Annotated in this window: 16 protein-coding genes; 11 read left to right on the forward strand and 5 right to left on the reverse strand. The window is 62.9% G+C overall.

The window, feature by feature from the left end; translation table 11 throughout:
• Positions 1 to 28: 28 nt before the first annotated feature.
• From ilvN to HUN39_RS08320, 6 genes are all read left to right on the forward strand, one after another.
• On the forward strand, positions 29 to 580 hold the full coding sequence (gene ilvN / locus HUN39_RS08295; RefSeq protein WP_123174283.1) for an acetolactate synthase small subunit: 552 nt from the start codon (positions 29 to 31) through the stop codon (positions 578 to 580).
• A gap of 117 nt (positions 581 to 697) precedes the next feature.
• A complete protein-coding gene (ilvC, locus tag HUN39_RS08300; protein WP_175093980.1) occupies positions 698 to 1,717 on the forward strand; it encodes a ketol-acid reductoisomerase in 1,020 nt (339 codons plus the stop codon).
• 187 nt (positions 1,718 to 1,904) lie between these two features.
• Complete coding sequence (locus tag HUN39_RS08305) at positions 1,905 to 2,702, forward strand: nuclear transport factor 2 family protein (RefSeq protein ID WP_175093981.1); 798 nt, start codon at positions 1,905 to 1,907, stop codon at positions 2,700 to 2,702.
• 127 nt (positions 2,703 to 2,829) lie between these two features.
• Positions 2,830 to 3,576, forward strand: a complete 747-nt coding sequence (locus tag HUN39_RS08310) for an NUDIX hydrolase (RefSeq protein ID WP_175093982.1) — start codon at positions 2,830 to 2,832, stop codon at positions 3,574 to 3,576.
• Positions 3,577 to 3,586: 10 nt separating this feature from the next.
• Positions 3,587 to 5,395, forward strand: a complete 1,809-nt coding sequence (gene aroB / locus HUN39_RS08315) for a 3-dehydroquinate synthase (RefSeq protein ID WP_175093983.1) — start codon at positions 3,587 to 3,589, stop codon at positions 5,393 to 5,395.
• Positions 5,396 to 5,399: 4 nt separating this feature from the next.
• Complete coding sequence (locus HUN39_RS08320; RefSeq protein ID WP_175093984.1) at positions 5,400 to 6,695, forward strand: HlyC/CorC family transporter; 1,296 nt, start codon at positions 5,400 to 5,402, stop codon at positions 6,693 to 6,695.
• A 22-nt stretch (positions 6,696 to 6,717) separates the two neighbouring features.
• Here the strand turns inward: HUN39_RS08320 and HUN39_RS08325 are convergent, their stop codons facing one another.
• The 3 genes from HUN39_RS08325 to HUN39_RS08335 all read right to left on the reverse strand — a co-directional run bounded on the left by HUN39_RS08325 (position 6,718) and on the right by HUN39_RS08335 (position 9,073).
• Positions 6,718 to 8,154, reverse strand: coding sequence for an HWE histidine kinase domain-containing protein (locus HUN39_RS08325; RefSeq protein ID WP_175093985.1), 1,437 nt, complete (start codon positions 8,152 to 8,154; stop codon positions 6,718 to 6,720).
• Between the two features lie 89 nt (positions 8,155 to 8,243).
• Complete coding sequence (locus HUN39_RS08330; RefSeq protein ID WP_175093986.1) at positions 8,244 to 8,798, reverse strand: sigma-70 family RNA polymerase sigma factor; 555 nt, start codon at positions 8,796 to 8,798, stop codon at positions 8,244 to 8,246.
• Positions 8,795 to 9,073 (reverse strand): NepR family anti-sigma factor, encoded by a 279-nt coding sequence (locus HUN39_RS08335; protein ID WP_175093987.1) that lies wholly within the window; start codon positions 9,071 to 9,073, stop codon positions 8,795 to 8,797. Before HUN39_RS08335 ends, HUN39_RS08330 begins: the two co-directional genes overlap by 4 nt.
• 177 nt (positions 9,074 to 9,250) lie before the next feature.
• On the opposite strand from HUN39_RS08335, the gene HUN39_RS08340 reads away from it, so the two are divergent.
• From HUN39_RS08340 to HUN39_RS08360, 5 genes are all read left to right on the forward strand, one after another.
• A complete protein-coding gene (locus HUN39_RS08340; protein ID WP_175093988.1) occupies positions 9,251 to 10,039 on the forward strand; it encodes a response regulator in 789 nt (262 codons plus the stop codon).
• Between the two features lie 221 nt (positions 10,040 to 10,260).
• The gene (locus HUN39_RS08345) at positions 10,261 to 12,042 is read left to right on the forward strand and encodes an ABC transporter ATP-binding protein/permease (RefSeq protein WP_175093989.1); all 1,782 of its coding nucleotides are present in this window, start codon (positions 10,261 to 10,263) and stop codon (positions 12,040 to 12,042) included.
• A 164-nt stretch (positions 12,043 to 12,206) separates the two neighbouring features.
• The gene (locus tag HUN39_RS08350) at positions 12,207 to 13,421 is read left to right on the forward strand and encodes a hypothetical protein (protein WP_175093990.1); all 1,215 of its coding nucleotides are present in this window, start codon (positions 12,207 to 12,209) and stop codon (positions 13,419 to 13,421) included.
• 105 nt (positions 13,422 to 13,526) lie between these two features.
• On the forward strand, positions 13,527 to 13,772 hold the full coding sequence (locus tag HUN39_RS08355) for a hypothetical protein (protein ID WP_175093991.1): 246 nt from the start codon (positions 13,527 to 13,529) through the stop codon (positions 13,770 to 13,772).
• 62 nt (positions 13,773 to 13,834) lie between these two features.
• Positions 13,835 to 15,652, forward strand: coding sequence for a S8 family serine peptidase (locus HUN39_RS08360; RefSeq protein WP_175093992.1), 1,818 nt, complete (start codon positions 13,835 to 13,837; stop codon positions 15,650 to 15,652).
• Here HUN39_RS08360 and HUN39_RS08365 read toward each other — a convergent pair.
• Positions 15,645 to 16,235: a helix-turn-helix transcriptional regulator gene (locus HUN39_RS08365; protein WP_232365985.1), complete on the reverse strand. Its 591-nt coding sequence runs from the start codon at positions 16,233 to 16,235 to the stop codon at positions 15,645 to 15,647. The genes HUN39_RS08360 and HUN39_RS08365 overlap by 8 nt on opposite strands.
• A gap of 494 nt (positions 16,236 to 16,729) precedes the next feature.
• On the reverse strand, positions 16,730 to 17,203 hold the full coding sequence (locus HUN39_RS08370) for a cupin domain-containing protein (protein ID WP_210266907.1): 474 nt from the start codon (positions 17,201 to 17,203) through the stop codon (positions 16,730 to 16,732).
• Between the last annotated feature and the right edge of the window lie 8 nt (positions 17,204 to 17,211).

Here is a 17,211-nt window from a genome sequence, read left to right on the forward strand (position 1 = left end):
CCGATTTGCCGACCGCCCAGGAAAAAAGATGAACGCTCCCGCTTCTCCGCCATCGCCCTACGCCGCCGCGACGACGAACTCCAAGGTCGAGTCGCATACGCTCTCCGTGCTCGTCGACAATGAGCCGGGCGTCTTGGCGCGCGTCGTCGGCCTGTTTTCCGGCCGCGGCTACAATATCGAGAGCCTCACGGTCGCCGAAGTCGCCCACGCCGAACATCTCTCGCGCATCACCATATTGACCTCCGGCGCGCCGGAGACGATCGACCAGATCCATCACCAGCTCGAGCGACTCGTCCCCGTGCATCAGGTGACCGACCTCACCATGTCGATGCGCTCGCTCGAACGCGAACTCGCCATGGTCAAAGTCAAAGGTCGCGGCGACCACCGCACCTTCGCGCTACAGCTCGCCGAAGCCTTTCGCGCCCGCATTGTCGATGCGACCACGGAGAGCTTCATTTTCGAATTGACCGGCAAACCGCACAAGATCGATGAATTCATCGACCTGATGCGTCCGATCGGGCTCGTCGAGGTCTCCCGCACGGGCGTCGCCGCCATCTCGCGCGGGCCAGATCCGATCTAAGGCGCGAGAATTTTGACCTGGCCGGGCGGCCCGCGTAGAAGGAGCCCGCCAGCGAATTCGACGGCGCGAGGCGCGCCGTTCCCCCAAGAGCGCACGCACATCAAGGAAGCAGAGCACATGCGCGTTTATTACGATCGGGACGCCGACATCAATCTGATCAAAGGCAAGAAAGTCGCCATCGTCGGCTACGGCAGCCAGGGCTTCGCGCATGCGCTCAATCTCAAGGAGTCCGGCGTCCAGGTAGTGGCGGTCGCGCTGCGCCCCGGCTCCGCCTCGGCCGCCAAAGCGGAAGGCGCTGGCCTTAAGGTCATGACCGTCGCCGAGGCCTCCAAATGGGCGGACGTCATCATGATGCTGACGCCCGACGAGCTGCAGGGCGAGATCTACGCCAATGAGATGGCGCCGAACTTGAAGCCGGGCGCGCTGCTGCTCTTCGCCCACGGCCTCAACATCCATTTCAACCTGATCGAGCCGCGCAAGGATATCGACGTCGCCATGATCGCGCCGAAAGGCCCGGGCCATACGGTGCGCGGCGAATATCTCAAGGGCGGCGGCGTGCCCTGCCTGATCGCGGTGCATCAGGACGCTTCCGGCAACGCCAAGCAGATTGCGCTGTCCTATGCTGCGGCGATCGGCGGCGGCCGCGCCGGCATCATCGAAACGACCTTTCGCGAAGAATGCGAAACGGATCTTTTCGGCGAGCAGGTCGTGCTCTGCGGCGGTCTCGTGGAATTGATCCGCGCCGGATTCGAGACGCTGGTCGAAGCCGGCTATGCGCCGGAAATGGCGTATTTTGAATGTCTTCATGAAGTGAAGCTGATCGTCGACCTCATCTATGAGGGCGGCATCGCCAATATGAACTATTCGGTGTCGAACACCGCCGAGTACGGCGAATATGTCACCGGTCCGCGCATCATCACCAAGGACACCAAGGCCGAGATGAAGCGTGTGCTTGACGATATTCAATCGGGCAAATTCACGCGCGACTGGATGCTCGAGAATAAAGTCGGCCAGACCTCCTTTAAGGCCACTCGCGCGCGAAATAATGCGCATCCGATCGAAGAGGTCGGCCTTCGCCTGCGTGGCATGATGCCTTGGATCGGCAAGAATAAGTTGGTCGACAAGGACCGCAATTAGCGCATAATGATCCCAAAAAGGCGAGCGCGCACTCGGGTTTGGGGCGTTGCCGAGGCGCAGTCGACGCATCACGCATCGACAAATGCATCGCCATAGCGGGGGATGAATGCACGGGCCGGGCGGGCGGTCGAGTCATGTTATCGAGAGCGAAACGCGTCGGCGCGTACATGAGATTGTACGGAGCCGCATGACGTACGACGTCTCGACATTGGTCGAACATTTCGTCGAAGACGTCGAGTTGAACTACAGCTGCTCCCGACTTGGCGTGCTTCCGCCGGGACAATGGCGCGGGCGCGATGCGCTGCGCGCCCATTTGCGCCGCGTCGATATCGATTATGAACCGCTCGACGCGGAAATTCTCGCGGTCCTCGTCGAAGGCGACAATACCGTGGTGCGATGGATCAGCAGTTGGCGCCACCGCGCCACCGGTCACATCCACCGCATGGACATGGCGCATTTTCTGCGCTGGCGGAACGGACTCGTTTCGGAAATGTACGAGTTCCGGGACCATCGTTGCGTCGCGCGCGGCGCCGATTTCTTGCCGCAAAGCCTCGACGACATTCTCAATCCCCGCAGCCCGGGACTGTCGCGCGATGAAATGGCGCGCCGGTTGATCGCCATGGGCAGTTTCTCCCGTGGCCCCGACATAGCCTTGTTCCGTGAGCTGTGTTCGCCCGACGTCGTGTGCGAATTCGTTGGCGACCGCGCGACAGTTTCGCACGCCGGGCGACATCGCGGCATAGAGGCGCTGATCAACATCGTGAGCAGCATCGAGGTCGAGTTCGAGCAACTCGGACTCGCGATGCCCGAGGTCATCGTCGACGGCGGCGCCGCCGCTGCGCGTCGGATCGTCGAATGGCGTCATCGCGGCACAGGCCGTTGCGGCCAAGTTCAGCTTGCCGACTTCGTGCGCTTCGAAGACGGCCGCATCGTCGAGATCGTCGAATTTCGCGACAGCATGGCGCTTCTGCAGATGCAGGCGTAACGAAGCGCGTGACGTGTGCGATGCGACTTAGTCAGTCCAGGCGAAATCCGGCGTTCATCGCGCGCAATCGAGTCCATTACGGATGTGACGGCCCGGCGCGCCGTTGCGGCCAAGGAGCGGCCCGCCTGTGACCATCGAAATTGCGGAGATTGATCGCCTCGAGTGTCGATTTGTCGATCATCGCTGGGGCTTCGTTGAGGAGCGCGCCGCCGACATCGAGCGCCATTGGGAGGAGCGTCGATGCGCCAATCCGGCGCTCTACGACGGCTCGGTGCTGCTCGCCTGCCGCGTCGAGCGGACAACGGGCGAAGATGGCGCGCGCATCTTGCGTATGGCGTTTTTCAAGACGCCTTTCTCAAGCTTTCTTGCCTGGCGAGAATTCGGCTGGCCCGACGAAGCCGTATATAATTGCTTCTCGATGCCGGCGGCGCGCGCCCGCGACGGCGCCTATCTCCTCGGGGAAATGGGGCCAAGCCACTCATTCGCCGGCCAGCTCTATTTTCCCTGCGGCACCCCCGACCCGTCCGACGTCGTATCGGGCGGCCGCGTCGATCTCGCCGGCAGTCTCGTGCGCGAGCTCGCCGAAGAGACGGGCCTCGCCGCCTCGGACGCGCATGCGTCGGCCGGCTGGACGGCGATATTCGATCGCCAGCATGTCGCCTGCGTCAAGAGGCTGGATTTCGACGCGCCGTCGCACGCCCTCCTCGCCAGGGTGAAAGCCTTTATCGCGACCGAAAGCGCGCCCGAACTCGCGGACGCGCATATGGTTTCGAGCTTGACGGCGCTTGCCGACCCGCGCCTGCCCGCATTCATGGTCGCGTATCTTTCGCGCGCCCTCGGCGGCGCGGATGAAATTCCGCGCTGCGCGGGTTAGATTTGCGCCAATGACTCGACCGCAACACTCCGGCGTCGTCCTTCCAGCTCCGCAAGCGCCCAGTGACGAGCGCGCTTTGGCCGTGCGCGCCGCCCTGAACGGCAGGGCCATCGTGCTTGTCGGCATGATGGGCTCCGGCAAGAGCGCCATCGGCCAGAGGCTCGCCGTGCGACTCGGCCTTCCCTTCGTCGACGCGGACGCTGAGATCGTCGCCGCGGCGGCCGGCATGTCCATTCCCGAGATTTTCGCCAAATATGGCGAGCGCTATTTTCGCGACGGCGAGAGGCGCGTCATCATGCGCCTGCTGAACGGCGGCCCGGTCGTGCTCGCCACCGGCGGCGGCGCGTTTCTCGACCCTCGCACGCGCGACCGCATCGCCGAGCGGGGCGTATCGGTGTGGCTTGACGCCGATCTGAAGACCCTGCTGAAGCGCGTGCGCCGCAAGAACGATCGTCCCCTGCTGCAAACGGAGGATCCGGAGGAGACGCTGCGCCAGTTACTGGAGGCGCGACGCCCCCTATACGAACTCGCCGATCTTCGTGTCGAGTCGCGCGAAGTTCCGCAGGATGCGATGGTGGATGATACGCTCGCCGTTCTCGCTGCAGGCTTGCCGATATTGGAAGACTTGCGACAGCGGGCGCAAAGCAGAGGTTTCGCCAAGGCCATGACGCATCTGTATCCCGCGCGCGCGGAAAGCGACGCTCGCCGCCAGGAAATTGTCCGGGTCGCGCTGGGCGAACGCTCCTACGACATTGTCATCGGCGACGGGCTGTTGCAGCGCGCCGGCGATTATATTGCGGAGATCGCGCCGGGAGCCGCGTGCGCCATCATCACGGACGAGAATGTCGCCCGACTGCATCTTTCGACAGTTGAGCAGAGTCTGAAGGACGCCGGCCTACGTGCGACAACCATCATCGTTCCGCCTGGCGAGGCGTCCAAATCGCTTTCGGTTTATGGCCGCGTCTGCGACGACGTGCTGGCCGCGAGGATCGAACGGCGTGATCTGATCGTCGCGCTTGGCGGCGGCGTCGTCGGCGACCTCGCCGGATTCGTCGCCGCGAGCGTGCGGCGCGGCTCGCGCTTCGTGCAAATTCCGACGACGTTGCTGTCGCAAGTCGATTCTTCGGTTGGCGGCAAGACCGGGATCAATTCACGTCACGGCAAGAATCTGATCGGCGCCTTTCACCAGCCTGCGCTGGTTCTCGCCGACGTTGACACGCTGCGGACATTGCCGCTGCGCGAGTTTCGCGCCGGCTACGCGGAGGTCGTGAAATATGGCCTGATCGGCGACGCCCGGTTCTTCGATTGGCTCGACGCCGACTCGGAAGCGGTGTTTCATAGTCAGGCGGAACAGATTTGCGCCGTCGCGGTGAGCTGCGAGACCAAGGCGACGATCGTCGCGCGCGACGAAACGGAGCAGGGCGAACGGGCGTTGCTCAACTTCGGTCACACATTCGGCCACGCCTTCGAGCGCCTCACCGACTACAACAGCGCGCGCCTGGTTCACGGCGAGGGGGTTGCGATCGGCATGGCTTGCGCCGCGCGCTTCTCCGTGCGCCGCGGTCTGTGCGCCGAGGCGGCGGCGGAGCGCGTCGAACGCCATCTGAAGGGCGTCGGTCTGCCGACGAAGATCCACGACATTCCGGATTGGCGCGACGACGCCCAGGCCATTCTCGACGCCATGTATCAGGACAAGAAGGTCGAGCGCGGCGCGCTGACCTTCATTCTCTTGCGCGGCATCGGCCAGGCGTTCATCGCAAAATCCGTCGACGCCAATGAGGTGCTTGGCTTTCTTAAAGACGAGCTAAAGCGGACATAGCGCCATGCATGGGCTCGAATCCGGCGCGCCGCAGGTCGACATATGGACTGCGGTCGGCATCGTCATCGTCTGTGTATTCCTGTCGGCGGTCTTTGCGGGATCGGAGACGGCGCTCACCGCCGCGTCGCACGCCCGGATGCACTCGCTGGAAAAAGAGGGCGATAAGCGCGCCGCCGCCGTCAATCGGCTGCTGCGCCAGCGCAACCGCATGATCGCCGCGCTGTTGCTTGGCGGCACCCTCGTCAACATTGGCGGCTCCGCTTTCACCACGAGCGTGCTGGTCGTTGTCGCGGGCGACAATGGGGCGGTGTATGCGACCGTCATCATGACCGTGCTGCTTCTCGTCTTCGCCGAAGTTCTGCCGAAAACGCTGGCGATCAACCATCCCGACGAAACGTCGCTGCGCGTCGCGAAGTTTATTGCGCCCTTCGTGCGAGTCGTCGGGCCGCTCCTCGCGGGCGTCGAATATATCGTGCGCACGGTGCTCGCGTTGGCGGGAGTCGAGGTCGGCCATGGCCGAACGGTTCGCTCGCCCTATGACGAACTAAAGAGCGCCGTCGATATTCTGCATGACGAGGGCAATGTCGAGCGCGCCGCGCGCGACATGTTCGGCGGCGTCCTCGATTTGCAGGTGCTGCATGTTTCGGACGTCATGATCCACCGCACCAAAATGCGCACGATCGACGCGGATCTGCCGCCGGCCCAGATCGTGCGCGAGGTGCTGTCGTCGCCCTTCACCCGCATGCCGCTCTGGCGCGAGCGACCGGATAATTTCGTCGGCGTCCTTCATTCGAAGGACATGCTGCGGGCGCTGAACGCCGCAGGCGGCGACGCATCCAAGCTCGACGTCGGCGAGGTGATGTTCGCCCCATGGTTCGTGCCTGAGGCGACGACGCTCGAGGATCAGCTCGAAGCCTTTCTCAAGCGTAAGACGCATTTCGCCTTGGTCGTCGACGAATATGGCGAGGTGATGGGACTCGTCACGCTTGAAGATATCCTCGAGGAAATCGTCGGCGACATTCGCGATGAGCATGATCTCGCGGTGCAGGGCGTGCGTCCGCAGCCTGACGGGTCGGTGCTGGTCGACGGCGCCGTGCCGGTGCGCGATCTCAATCGCGTCATGGCGTGGGATCTGCCCGATGAGGAAGCGACAACGATCGCGGGCCTCGTGATCCACGAGGCGGGCGCCATTCCGGAAGCCGGGCAGGTCTTCACCTATCACGGCTTCCGTTTCGAGGTGATGCGTAAGATCAGGAATCGCGTCACCGCGCTGCGGGTGACGCCGCAGCAAGCCGCATGACGACGCGCGCAAGGCATGTCTTTTAAATTTCGGCGGACAATTCGGCTTGCAGGCCTTCCGCCTGATACGAGAGCCTGACGTCGCCGCCCATCTGGCGCGCGAGCACATTGGTGATCAGGAAATGCCCGACTCCCGTTTGCTCCGGGCTTTCGACTTTTGGCCCGCCTATTTCCATCCAATTCAAGATGAGACGCGGACGATCTTCTTCACGATCGATCCGCCAGCTGATCGCGATTCGGCCGTCGTCTTCGGACAGCGCTCCGTGTTGCTCGGCGTTGGCGAGCAGTTCGTTTATGGTCAGACCCAAGGCGGAGGCGACCGCTGAGCGCAATTCGACGTCTTCGCCCGACAGCGAGATGCGGTCGGCGTAGTCGTGGCTGCCACAAGACAGCGCGATCATGAGCAGGTCTTTGAGCGGCGTTCGTTCCCAAGAGGTCTGCACGAGCAGCGTGGAGATGCGGCTCAGACATTGCACGCGGTGAGAAAAGCCTTGCTGAAAGCTCGAAAAGTCCTGCGCCGTGCGCGCCGTAATATTGGCGATTCCCTGGATCATCGCCAGTGAATTGTTCACCCGGTGATGCAGCTCGCGATTCATCATCTGATTGTGTATTTCCGTGTTCTTGATGTCGTCGATGTCGGTAATGGCGACGATCGCGCCGATAACGGCGCCCTTGTCGTCGCGGATCGGCGCGCCGACGATGTTAATCCAGATGTAGGCGCCGTCGCCGCGCTCGATCTTGCACTCGAGTTGCGGATGGCTCTCCCCAGCAAGGGCGCGTGCGAGCGGATATTCGTAATTCGCGACCGGGCGGCCGTCCTGATGAATGGCGTTCCATTCGGAATAGGCTTGGGTGCTTTCCGAGTAGCGAACAGGACGGCGCAGGATCGCTTCAATGACGTGATTGCCCTCGACGATTCGTCCGCTTGGGGCTTCGGCGATGATGATTCCGACCGGCACGGCGTCAAGCAGCGCGCGCATTTGCAGATTTGCCCCGGCGCGGCTGACGATCGTCGAGCTTTTCATCAGTAGATCGTTCAGCTCGGACACCCTCTTGCACTTTTCGCGCAGGCGCTCGTCCATGTCCTGAAGGCTGTGCGCGATCGCATCGACCTCGGGAACTCCGGTGTCGCTCCAATGCGAGGCGCCGCGCGCTTCCACGGCCAGACTCAATTCGGCGAGTTGGTGTTGCGCCCGTTGCGCCTCCCGGCGCTGTCTCACCAGCCAGAAAATCACCGCAAGCGTCATCGCCAGCGCGACTGCGAGCGCGCTAACGGCCAAGCGCCAGACCTCGGCGATGTTTGCTGCGCCCTCCGCGGCGCGGGCCGCAGACGTCATCGCCAGGAAGAGCGCCAGCGCAGCCCGCAGGGCGGCGACCCCCTGCGCCCGCGCATCCGCTTTGGCGGTCGCCGACACGGGCGGCGAGCGCCGGGCTGAGTGACCATCACGGCCTTGCGTCATTACGCTGCCAAATCCTCCGGACCCTGCAGGGCGTAACCGTCAGATAGCGCGAATTTTCGGTCGCGCATCCCATGTGAAGCCTTGGCCTGTCAAACCGCGCGGGAAGGTCGGCGCGCTGCGAGGTCCGATACGGTGGGATCGGTGTCAATGTCGCTTGTCGTGAGCAGGCCCAGATGTTCGGCAAGCTTGGCGCGCGCGCGGTTCAACCGGCTCTTGACCGTGCCAATGGCGACGCCGCAAATCTCCGCCGCTTCATCGTAGGAGAGCTCGGTGATCCCGATCAGCAACAGAATTTCCTTGTGCTCGGGGGCGAGCTTATCCAGAGCCGCCTGAACGTCCGTAAGCGTGAGGGCCGACTCCTGACCGCCTTTCACAGGGATCTGCTGGGCCAGGAGATTATCGCTGTCCTGCACTTCGCGGGAGCGTTTCCGATAGCTGGAAAAATAGGTATTGCGCAGAATGGTCACGAGCCAGGCGCGTAGATTGGTGTTCGGCTGAAAGGAGTCGGCGTGCGACCAGGCCTTGACCAGAGTGTCCTGGACCAGGTCGTCGGCGAGGCTATGTGATCCGCAAAGCGAAATGGCGAAGGCGCGCAGATAGGGCATCTGCGCCACCATCTGATCTCCGAAGGCCTCGTCGCTCATTTCTTTTCGCGCTGTTTGGCTTCCAGCTTGGCCAGCAGCACAGTGAACTTGTCTGGAATGGGTTGGTGGATCAGATCGTCGCAATAGGCGCGAAATACGCGCCCGAGCTGAGCTTGAACCTTTGGGTCCAGCGCGACGCCGTCCGCTTGTGCCCCGTCAGCATCCTGGGAGCCGTCAGCATCCGCCTCCTCCCGACCTCCAGCCTTATTGTTCAAGTTCGGTTCCGCGTCGCGGGAGGGGCCATCGTTGTCGTGAGGATTTTCGCGTTGGCTCATTCTCGACCCCGAGTTCGCCCCGAGACTGGCCGCCTCTACCCGGGGCGGCCGAGCGACGACCTCCCTTGTTCGAACGCGTAAGAACACTAATTGTTCCGCCATTGCAAGCAAGGAACACTGTGACATATCAGCGGGCGCTTGAATTGACTTGCGCGCTGGGCGGCATAGGATGAAACTATGAACCTCTCCCGGGAAATTGCGGTGCATCTGCCGTACCTCCGCCGTTTTGCGAGGGCGCTTTGCGGCTCGCAAAAGAGCGGCGACGCTTACGTCGTCGCCACGCTCGAGGCGCTGGTGGCGGATCCGGATGCGTTTCCACCGAATATGTCGCCCAAGGTCGGGCTTTACCACCTCTTCATGACGTCGTGGTCGTCGATCCGGCTGAACACCGAAGCCGCAGCCGATGACGAGATCTCCGCAGCACAGCGGAATATCAGCTTGCTGACGCCGCGGTCGCGACAGGCCTTTTTGCTGCGTACGGTCGAAGGCTTTTCGGTAGCGGACGCCGCCGCCATCCTGGGCGCGACGGAAGAAGAGGTCGAAGCGCTCGTAACGGAGGCTGGACGGGAAATCGCCGAACGCGTCGCGACGGACGTGCTCATCATCGAGGATGAATCGCTCATTGCGCAGGACATCGAGTTCATCGCGCGTGATCTGGGCCATCGTATCATTGGCGTCGCCCGCACCCATCAGGAGGCCGTGGAGCTCGCCGCGCGCAAGCGGCCAGGTTTAATTCTCGCGGACATTCAGCTCGCCGACGGCAGTTCTGGTCTGAACGCCGTCAACGAAATGCTCGAAAGTTTCGACGCCCCGGTAATTTTCATTACTGCATTTCCCGAACGCCTGCTGACCGGCGAGCGGCCCGAGCCGGCGTTTCTCATCAGCAAGCCCTACAAGGTCGATACGGTCAAGGCGACGATCAGCCAGGCGCTGTTCTTCGAGCGCAAGGCGTCTCGCGCGGCCTAGCGACTCGCGGCGGGATATCCCACTCAGGGCCGCCTAAGTTCACGAAAAAGGCCGCTTCAAAGCTGTAGTCTAGCGGTTTCGGCGCGCCAAATAGGAGTCGCGCATCAGGGCGATGTCCGCTGAGCCGCTCGAGAAGAGCCGTCGTCGATTTCGGGGCGCTCAAGCAGAGAGGCGCTTCGACTGTGAATAGTCAAGCTATAGCGCCAAATGTGGCTGCAGAGGTGACTCGGCCTGCTCGAGCGCGTTGGCGGGAGTTCTGCGCGCTTGCTCTGGGATTCTGGGCGGGCGAGACCAGCCGACGGGCATGGAGTCTGACGGGGTTAGTCGCCCTGTGCATCGCGCTGCAGCTTGGGGCGCAGCTCAGCATCAACGAATGGAACCGGACGTTTTTCGACGCGCTGGCAAGCAAGAATGTCGAAGCGCTGAGTTGGGCGACGATCCTGTTGCCCGCCCTCGTCGCATTCAGCGGCCTCGCCATTAGCGGAACGCTCGTGGCGCGCATGACGTTGCAGATGCGTTGGCGAGAATGGCTCACTGAAAAACTCGCCGGCTGGTGGCTCGAGGATCAACGCTACTACCGTCTTGAGATCGCCGCAGCCGAGCAGACCTCGCCGGAATATCGAATCTCCAAGGACGTGCAACTCGCCGTAGATCCGCTGGTCGAATTCGCCGTCGGCTTTTTGACCGCGCTGGCGACGGCGTTGGCCTTCGTCGGGGTTCTGTGGACCGTTGGCGGCGCCCTGGAGCTTAATCTGTTTGGCGCGCGCCTCGTGTTGCCGGGATATCTCGGCTTCGCCGCGGTGGTTTATGCGACGATCGCCGGCGGCCTCGCCTACTTCGCCGGACGTCCCCTCGTTCCGGCCGTTGCGCAGAAGAACGAGGCTGAAGCGCGGTTCCTCGCCGAACTCACACGGCTGAAGGAGAACGCGGAAAGCATTGCGCTCATACGTGGCGACGCCGACGAATTGAGTTCTGTCCTGCAGAACTATCGACGCGTCGTCGCCGCCTGGATACGCCAGATCCATCGCAACGCGGTGATCGCCACCGTGCAGAGCGCCAATGGCGCGCTGGTGCCGCTGATTCCGCTCGTGCTCGTCGCGCCCAAATATCTCTCGGGCGCTCTGACGCTCGGAATGGTCATGCAGCTTACCGCCGCCTTCATCTCGGTGCAGATCGCCTTCAACTGGTTCATCGACAATTCGGTGCGCGTCGCGGAGTGGATGGCCTCAGCCAACCGGGTCGACGAACTCGCAGAAGCGCTCGAGAGTCTGGATATAGGCGTTATCATGGAGGAGAAGGAGTTTATCGATTTCGGCGTTAGCGACGACAACACGATTCACATAGAGGATCTCGCGGTCGCGCATCGCAACGGTCGAATTGTGATTGCTGGCGCGAACGTTGTCATTCCCACTGGCGAAAAGCTGCTCGTGGCGGGGCCGAGCGGCACGGGAAAGAGCACGCTTATTCGCGCCCTCGCCGGATTATGGCCGTGGGGTTCGGGGCGCATCCTCTTGCCGAAAGACGCTCACATCGCCTTTGTGCCGCAGAAGCCGTACATCCCTCTGGGCACGCTTCGTCAGGCCATGCTCTATTCAATTTCCGACAAGGAAATCACCGACGATATGATCGAAGGCGCGATGCGGCGATGCGGCTTGGGTTATCTCGTCAAGCATCTCGACGAAGAGCAGCGCTGGGACCAAACGCTTTCCGGCGGTGAGCGGCAGCGAACGGCTTTTGTTCGGCTCTTGCTGCAAAGGCCGCAGATCATCATCATGGATGAAGCGACGTCGGCGCTCGACGAAGAGAGTCAGGTTTCGATGCTGCGCCTGTTCAATGAAGATCTCGCCGGCGCGACGGTGATCAGCGTCGGTCATCGCGTTGGCATGGAAGATTTTCACGACAAGAAACTCGTTCTTGAGCGCCGCGCCGCCGGCGCGCATATCACGAGCCGTAAGCTGCAAAAATCCCTGTGGCACTTGTTCGACGACGCCGCGCTTCATTGATTTTTGTTTGGCGCTAAGCGTTCGCCGCGCATGTATCCTCAACTGTGCCCAACGATCCATATATTGGGCTTCCCAAAGGACCTATCGTTTGCTCTGCGTCGATGAGCAGATGCGACATGCGTTTGAGCGGCGCAGATTTCTTTGACCCTTTGGGAGGATCAGATATGCAAGTCGCTTACAATGGAACAGCGCCTTCGGTCGCGCCGATGGGCATGGTTGCCGATCAGATGTTTGCGCCGCAAGGCTTCATCGGCGGCGCGCTCGGCAGCGCGCTGGGCGGATTGGGCGGCGGCGCGCTCGGCCGCGCCCTGGGCAACCAGAATCTCGGTCGGCAGATCGGCAGCGTCGCGGGCGGGGTGCTCGGCGGCTTGCTGCCGTTCGACGCCGGCCCGCAGGCTTACGCCGGAACCTATTACGTCCCGCAGACGGCCGCGCCCGGATTTGCGCCGCAAGGAATCGTCGGCGATGCGCTTGGCGCGATCGGGGCGCCGCTCGGCGGCTTCATCGGCGGCCGCTTCGGCAATGCCGGACTGGGGCAGACGATCGGCGGCACGGTGGGCGGTCTCGCGCAGCGTTTCCTGCCGTTCGACGCCGGCCCGCCGGCCTACGCCGGGGCCTATTACGTCCCGCAGACGGCTGCGCCGGGATTTGCGCCGCAAGGGATCGTCGGCGATGCGCTCGGCGCGATCGGGGCGCCGCTCGGCGGCTTCATCGGCGGCCGTTTCGGCAACGCCGGTCTCGGTCAGACGATCGGCGGCACGGTGGGCGGGCTTGCCCAGCGTTTCCTGCCGTTCGAAGCGACGCCTGTGTTCGCGCCGCAGGGGATCGTCGGCGACGCGCTTGGCGCGATCGGCGCGCCGCTCGGCGGCTTCATCGGCGGCCGCTTCGGCAACGCTGGACTGGGGCAGACGATCGGCGGCACGGTGGGCGGTCTCGCGCAGCGCTTCCTGCCGTTCGAGGCGGAGCCGGTTTTCGTTCCGCAGGGCTTCATCGGCGATGCGCTCGGCGCGGTCGGGGGCCGGGTTGGCAACTGGATCGGCGGGCGCTTCGGCAACGCCGGCGCTGGCCAGACGGTTGGCAATGTGGTGGGCGGACTAGCCCAGCGCTTCCTGCCGTTCGAAGCTGGCCCACAGGCTGGAACTTATTATGTCCCCCAGACGGCTGCGCCAGTGTTCGCGCCGCAGGGCATCGTCGGCGATGCGCTTGGCGCGATCGGCGCGCCGCTCGGCGGTTTCATCGGCGGCCGCTTCGGCAACGCTGGACTGGGGCAGACGATCGGCGGCACGGTGGGCGGTCTCGCTCAGCGCTTCCTGCCCTTCGAAGCAGGCCCGCAGCCCGTCTACTACGTGCCGCAGATGCAGGCGCCGATGTACGGCTGATGTCCTGAGCGACGCAATCGACGCGACGCATGAAGGATGATCTGCTGCCGCTTCCGGGCCGATTCATCGGCCCGGGAGCCCTCGAGAGATCAGGATCGCGAAATCATGAGCGCAACGAACGGCATCGATCAATTTTTGGTGGCGCCGCGGAATGCGGCGGGCGCAGGAGATTTAGCTGCTTTCGAACAGGCGATGCAGTCTGTTCCCGGCGCCGCAATTCTTCAGCGCGCCGGCAAGGCCGGTCAACCGAGGTTGGTCGTCGCTCTCCCCGCCGCGGTCGCCAGTCAATTGCGCGAACAATTTGGCGCGACCCTGATCATCGAACCAAACGCTCCGCTGAAAGCATTTTAACGCCGCCGCCGCATTCTTCAGAGCGATGCGCAGGCTGGCCTGATTTTATTAGGAGAGTCGAAATGGCTGGTCCCGATACTGCTAATCCTGCGCCGAATGGGCCGAATGGTCAGAGTTCCGGGCGTGCGGCGCCGGCGCCCAATGGCGCCGATACGCGCGTGGAGCCGATGGCGATTGCGCCAACGGAGCGCTTTATGATCGCCTCGCGGCGCGTGCCCGGATTCGCGCCCGCTTCGGCGATGGATCTCGCCAATGCGCTGCCCGACGTAAAGATCGTGCGGCGGATTCAGCCGCGCGGGCTCACCGCCTTTTCAGCCGGCGGGCCATCGTCTCAGACGCCGGAAATTCTCGTCGCCGAGATGGACCCTGATCGCGGCGCCAAACTGCAGGCGTCGGCGCCGCCCAACGTCATTGTGGAGCGCGACGCCTTTCTTCGCGCCTCGGACGATTTTCGGCCCTTCGACTTCAACGGAGTCATGCCGATCGCCGCCGGCGTTGGAGTTGACGTGCAGCTGCGCGTCGTGGGCGTTGGCGGCAAGCCGCTGCCCAAGGCGACGGTCTATGTCTATGGGCAGGGCTTTCCGGGCCAAGGCGTCACCAATGAGCGCGGCGAAGTCGTCGTGACGGTTTTCGGCGGTCCGATCGAGACCATCCAGGCGATTTACGTCAAACCTTCCGCCGATCATTGGGATCGGATGCTGCGCGCGCCAGCACTTCAGGCCGGCGCGATGAACACTGTGCAGTTGCGCCCGCTGACTGAAAGCTTCAACGGCTTCCCTCAAAGCGGGATGGTCGGCTGGGGTCAGCGCCTGATGAAGCTCGATCGGCTTGATCCCTCATTTACTGGCGCCGGCGTCAAGATCGGCATCATCGATTCGGGTTGTGACAGCGCGCACCCGCAACTGCGCCATGTGACGCGCGGCGCCGATCTCACCAATGGCGGCGACAAGACGAGCTGGTCGAACGATCAAATCGGCCACGGCACGCATTGCGCCGGAATCATTACGGCCGCCTCCGAGGGCGTCGCCGGCATTCGCGGCTTTGCGCCCAAGGCGGAAGTTCACGCGTTGAAAGTGTTTCCCGGCGGTCGTTTCAGCGATCTCATCGACGCGCTCGACGAATGCATCGAACGGCAGCTCGACGTCGTCAATATGAGCCTTGGCAGCGGCGATCCTTCCGAACTCGTTGCGCAGAAAATCTCCGAAGCGCGCCAGAGCGGCGTTGCCTGCATCGTCGCCGCCGGAAACTCCAGCGGACCTGTGCAGTTTCCCGGCATGCTGCCGACGGTGCTGACGGTCGCCGCGATGGGCAAGCTCGATGAGTTTCCCTCCGACAGCTATCACGCTCAGACGGTTGTCCCGCAACTTGTCGCGGGGACGATGTTCTCGCCGAAATTCACGTGCTTTGGGCCACAGATCACTGTCGCGGCGCCTGGCGTGGCGATCGTCTCCACTGTGCCCGGCGGCGGATATGCGGCCTGGGACGGCACCTCGATGGCGACGCCTCACGTCACCGGCATGGCGGCGCTGCTTCTCGCGCACCATCCGCTTCTCGCAGGGGCGCGTACGGCGCGCAATGAGCAACGCGTTGCTCAGCTCTTCTCGCTGTTGGCCTCATCCGGCGTCCGCTATCTCGGCGACTCCACGCGCGAAGGCGTCGGCGCGCCGGATTTTGAGCGCGTGCCGAGTCAGGCCGCAACTCAGCCGATGGGCGCAGCGGCGCCCGCTGGCGCGGGACTGGCGCCCGCGGGAGCGATGATCGACGGATTTGCTCCGCTGAGCGCGCCAGCGCCATGGGCCGTCGATCCTGCGATGATGCAAAGGATCAATCCGGCGATCATTCAGCGCATGATGCAGCTGCGAGCCGCGGGCCTTATTTAGTCGCAAGCACGAGCGGTCCTCGATCGATCGGCGAATGAAGCGCTCCTCCGTGATTTGCGGAGGAGCGCTTTCGCATCGAGTGCGCCGCTTCGCCGCGACCGCGCACTTGCAGCTTCTGTAGAACATTGTGCACGTGATTCTTCACCGTGCCGAGTTCGATGCGTAGCCGACGAGCGATCTCCTTGTTCGACAGACCGCGCTCGATCAGTTCGAGTATCTCCCGCTCGCGCGCCGTAAGCGCGTCCTTTGCATTCGCGAGCGGTTCCTTGCCGATAGCCCGACGCTGCTCGACCGATCGAATCGCCGGCGCCGCTGTCAATCGCTCCAGCAGTTCGACAACGTCTTCAATCGAGCCCTCGCGAGGAATGACGCCGACGATCGATGGACAAGCGGCCGCCAATGCTGCGCCAGCCGATGCCGGCGCGCCGATGGCGACGATCTGCAGATCTGGATGTTGCGCGCCGAGAGCTTGCGCAATCGCGAGCGCTTCCAGTTCGCCAACGTCAAGCAGCACAATGTCAAGTTCAGATTGAGCCGCCGCCGCCAGAGCGGCGCCGCACGCGACGACGGAGACGACCGACATTCCCGCATGCTGGCTCAGACGCAAGCCAAGTGCTTCGCTAAACAGGCGCGTGTCGCTGACAATTAAGATGCGCGCATCTGGGGACAAATTTGCTGACGCAGAAACAAACGCGCTCTGCGCCGACGAACTGATTCCCTGAGCGGAATCGTTTCGGAAAGCCGCAAACCGGGGCATGAGCTACTCCTGATCGCTATGTCCGAAGGGAGCGCCTACATAATTGGCGCGCTTTGACAGGCGAAACGCTCTGGCGTCATCGCCTACAATTTCTCGGCTTCAGCTTCATGTCGTTAAACCGCATCGTCATTTAGCCATCATGACGCTTTCGGACGACACATGAGGCGATAGTCAACATAACGAACTTCATAAGCGCGCTTTCCGGCGCCTTGTCTTCCTGCAAATGAATGGTTTGTGCGAAAAGCCTCGGCGGCTCTTTCCTGTCGAGGCTTGCTTTCAAGAAGCCAAGGCGCAGTTCTCAGTGAGCAAAAGATTAGCGCCTATCTTTTCATCGGATGCAGAATGACATGCTCCTGCTCGTCGCCGTCGTTGCGGGCGACGATTGCGATCGCTGCCTCGCTGTCGCTCAAGTTCACGGGCTGATGCTGCACGTCAGGAGGAATGAAAATGAAATCACCGGCGACGTTCACGACGCTCTTTTCCAGATTTTCTCCGTACCGCGTCTCGACACGGCCCTGCAACAGATAGATCGCGGACTCGTGCCCTTTGTGCGTGTGGGCCTGCGCCTTGCCGCCGGGAGGAATGACGACCTTCAATAAAGACAGCCCTTTTGCGCCGGCGGTCTTTGTAGAAATTCCAGGGAAGATCGGGAGCGACTGCTTCGATTGTGAGGCTTCGCCGACGCGCACCGTCACGATGTCCTTCCCGTCCTTTTTGCCTATGATCGACGTCTCGGACGCCGCCGGCGCCACAAGGGCTACGAAGATCAAGGAAAGAAGCAATGTGTTGCGCATGGCGTTCA

Origin of the sequence: Methylocystis silviterrae (assembly GCF_013350005.1) — a bacterium.
In the GTDB taxonomy this organism is placed as follows: domain Bacteria; phylum Pseudomonadota; class Alphaproteobacteria; order Rhizobiales; family Beijerinckiaceae; genus Methylocystis; species Methylocystis silviterrae.

Excerpts from the sequence above, each read along its gene's own strand:
- HUN39_RS08330 (WP_175093986.1), bottom strand. The coding sequence starts at position 8,798 with ATGAGCGACGAGGCCTTCGGAGATCAGATGGTGGCGCAGATGCCCTAT.
- HUN39_RS08340 (WP_175093988.1), top strand. The coding sequence starts at position 9,251 with ATGAACCTCTCCCGGGAAATTGCGGTGCATCTGCCGTACCTCCGCCGT.
- HUN39_RS08350 (WP_175093990.1), top strand. The coding sequence starts at position 12,207 with ATGCAAGTCGCTTACAATGGAACAGCGCCTTCGGTCGCGCCGATGGGC.
- aroB (WP_175093983.1), top strand. The coding sequence starts at position 3,587 with ATGACTCGACCGCAACACTCCGGCGTCGTCCTTCCAGCTCCGCAAGCG.
- HUN39_RS08370 (WP_210266907.1), bottom strand. The coding sequence starts at position 17,203 with ATGCGCAACACATTGCTTCTTTCCTTGATCTTCGTAGCCCTTGTGGCG.
- ilvN (WP_123174283.1), top strand. The coding sequence starts at position 29 with ATGAACGCTCCCGCTTCTCCGCCATCGCCCTACGCCGCCGCGACGACG.
- HUN39_RS08355 (WP_175093991.1), top strand. The coding sequence starts at position 13,527 with ATGAGCGCAACGAACGGCATCGATCAATTTTTGGTGGCGCCGCGGAAT.
- ilvC (WP_175093980.1), top strand. The coding sequence starts at position 698 with ATGCGCGTTTATTACGATCGGGACGCCGACATCAATCTGATCAAAGGC.
- HUN39_RS08365 (WP_232365985.1), bottom strand. The coding sequence starts at position 16,235 with ATGTCGGTCGTCTCCGTCGTCGCGTGCGGCGCCGCTCTGGCGGCGGCG.
- HUN39_RS08335 (WP_175093987.1), bottom strand. The coding sequence starts at position 9,073 with ATGAGCCAACGCGAAAATCCTCACGACAACGATGGCCCCTCCCGCGAC.
- HUN39_RS08305 (WP_175093981.1), top strand. The coding sequence starts at position 1,905 with ATGACGTACGACGTCTCGACATTGGTCGAACATTTCGTCGAAGACGTC.
- HUN39_RS08325 (WP_175093985.1), bottom strand. The coding sequence starts at position 8,154 with ATGACGCAAGGCCGTGATGGTCACTCAGCCCGGCGCTCGCCGCCCGTG.
- HUN39_RS08360 (WP_175093992.1), top strand. The coding sequence starts at position 13,835 with ATGGCTGGTCCCGATACTGCTAATCCTGCGCCGAATGGGCCGAATGGT.
- HUN39_RS08320 (WP_175093984.1), top strand. The coding sequence starts at position 5,400 with ATGCATGGGCTCGAATCCGGCGCGCCGCAGGTCGACATATGGACTGCG.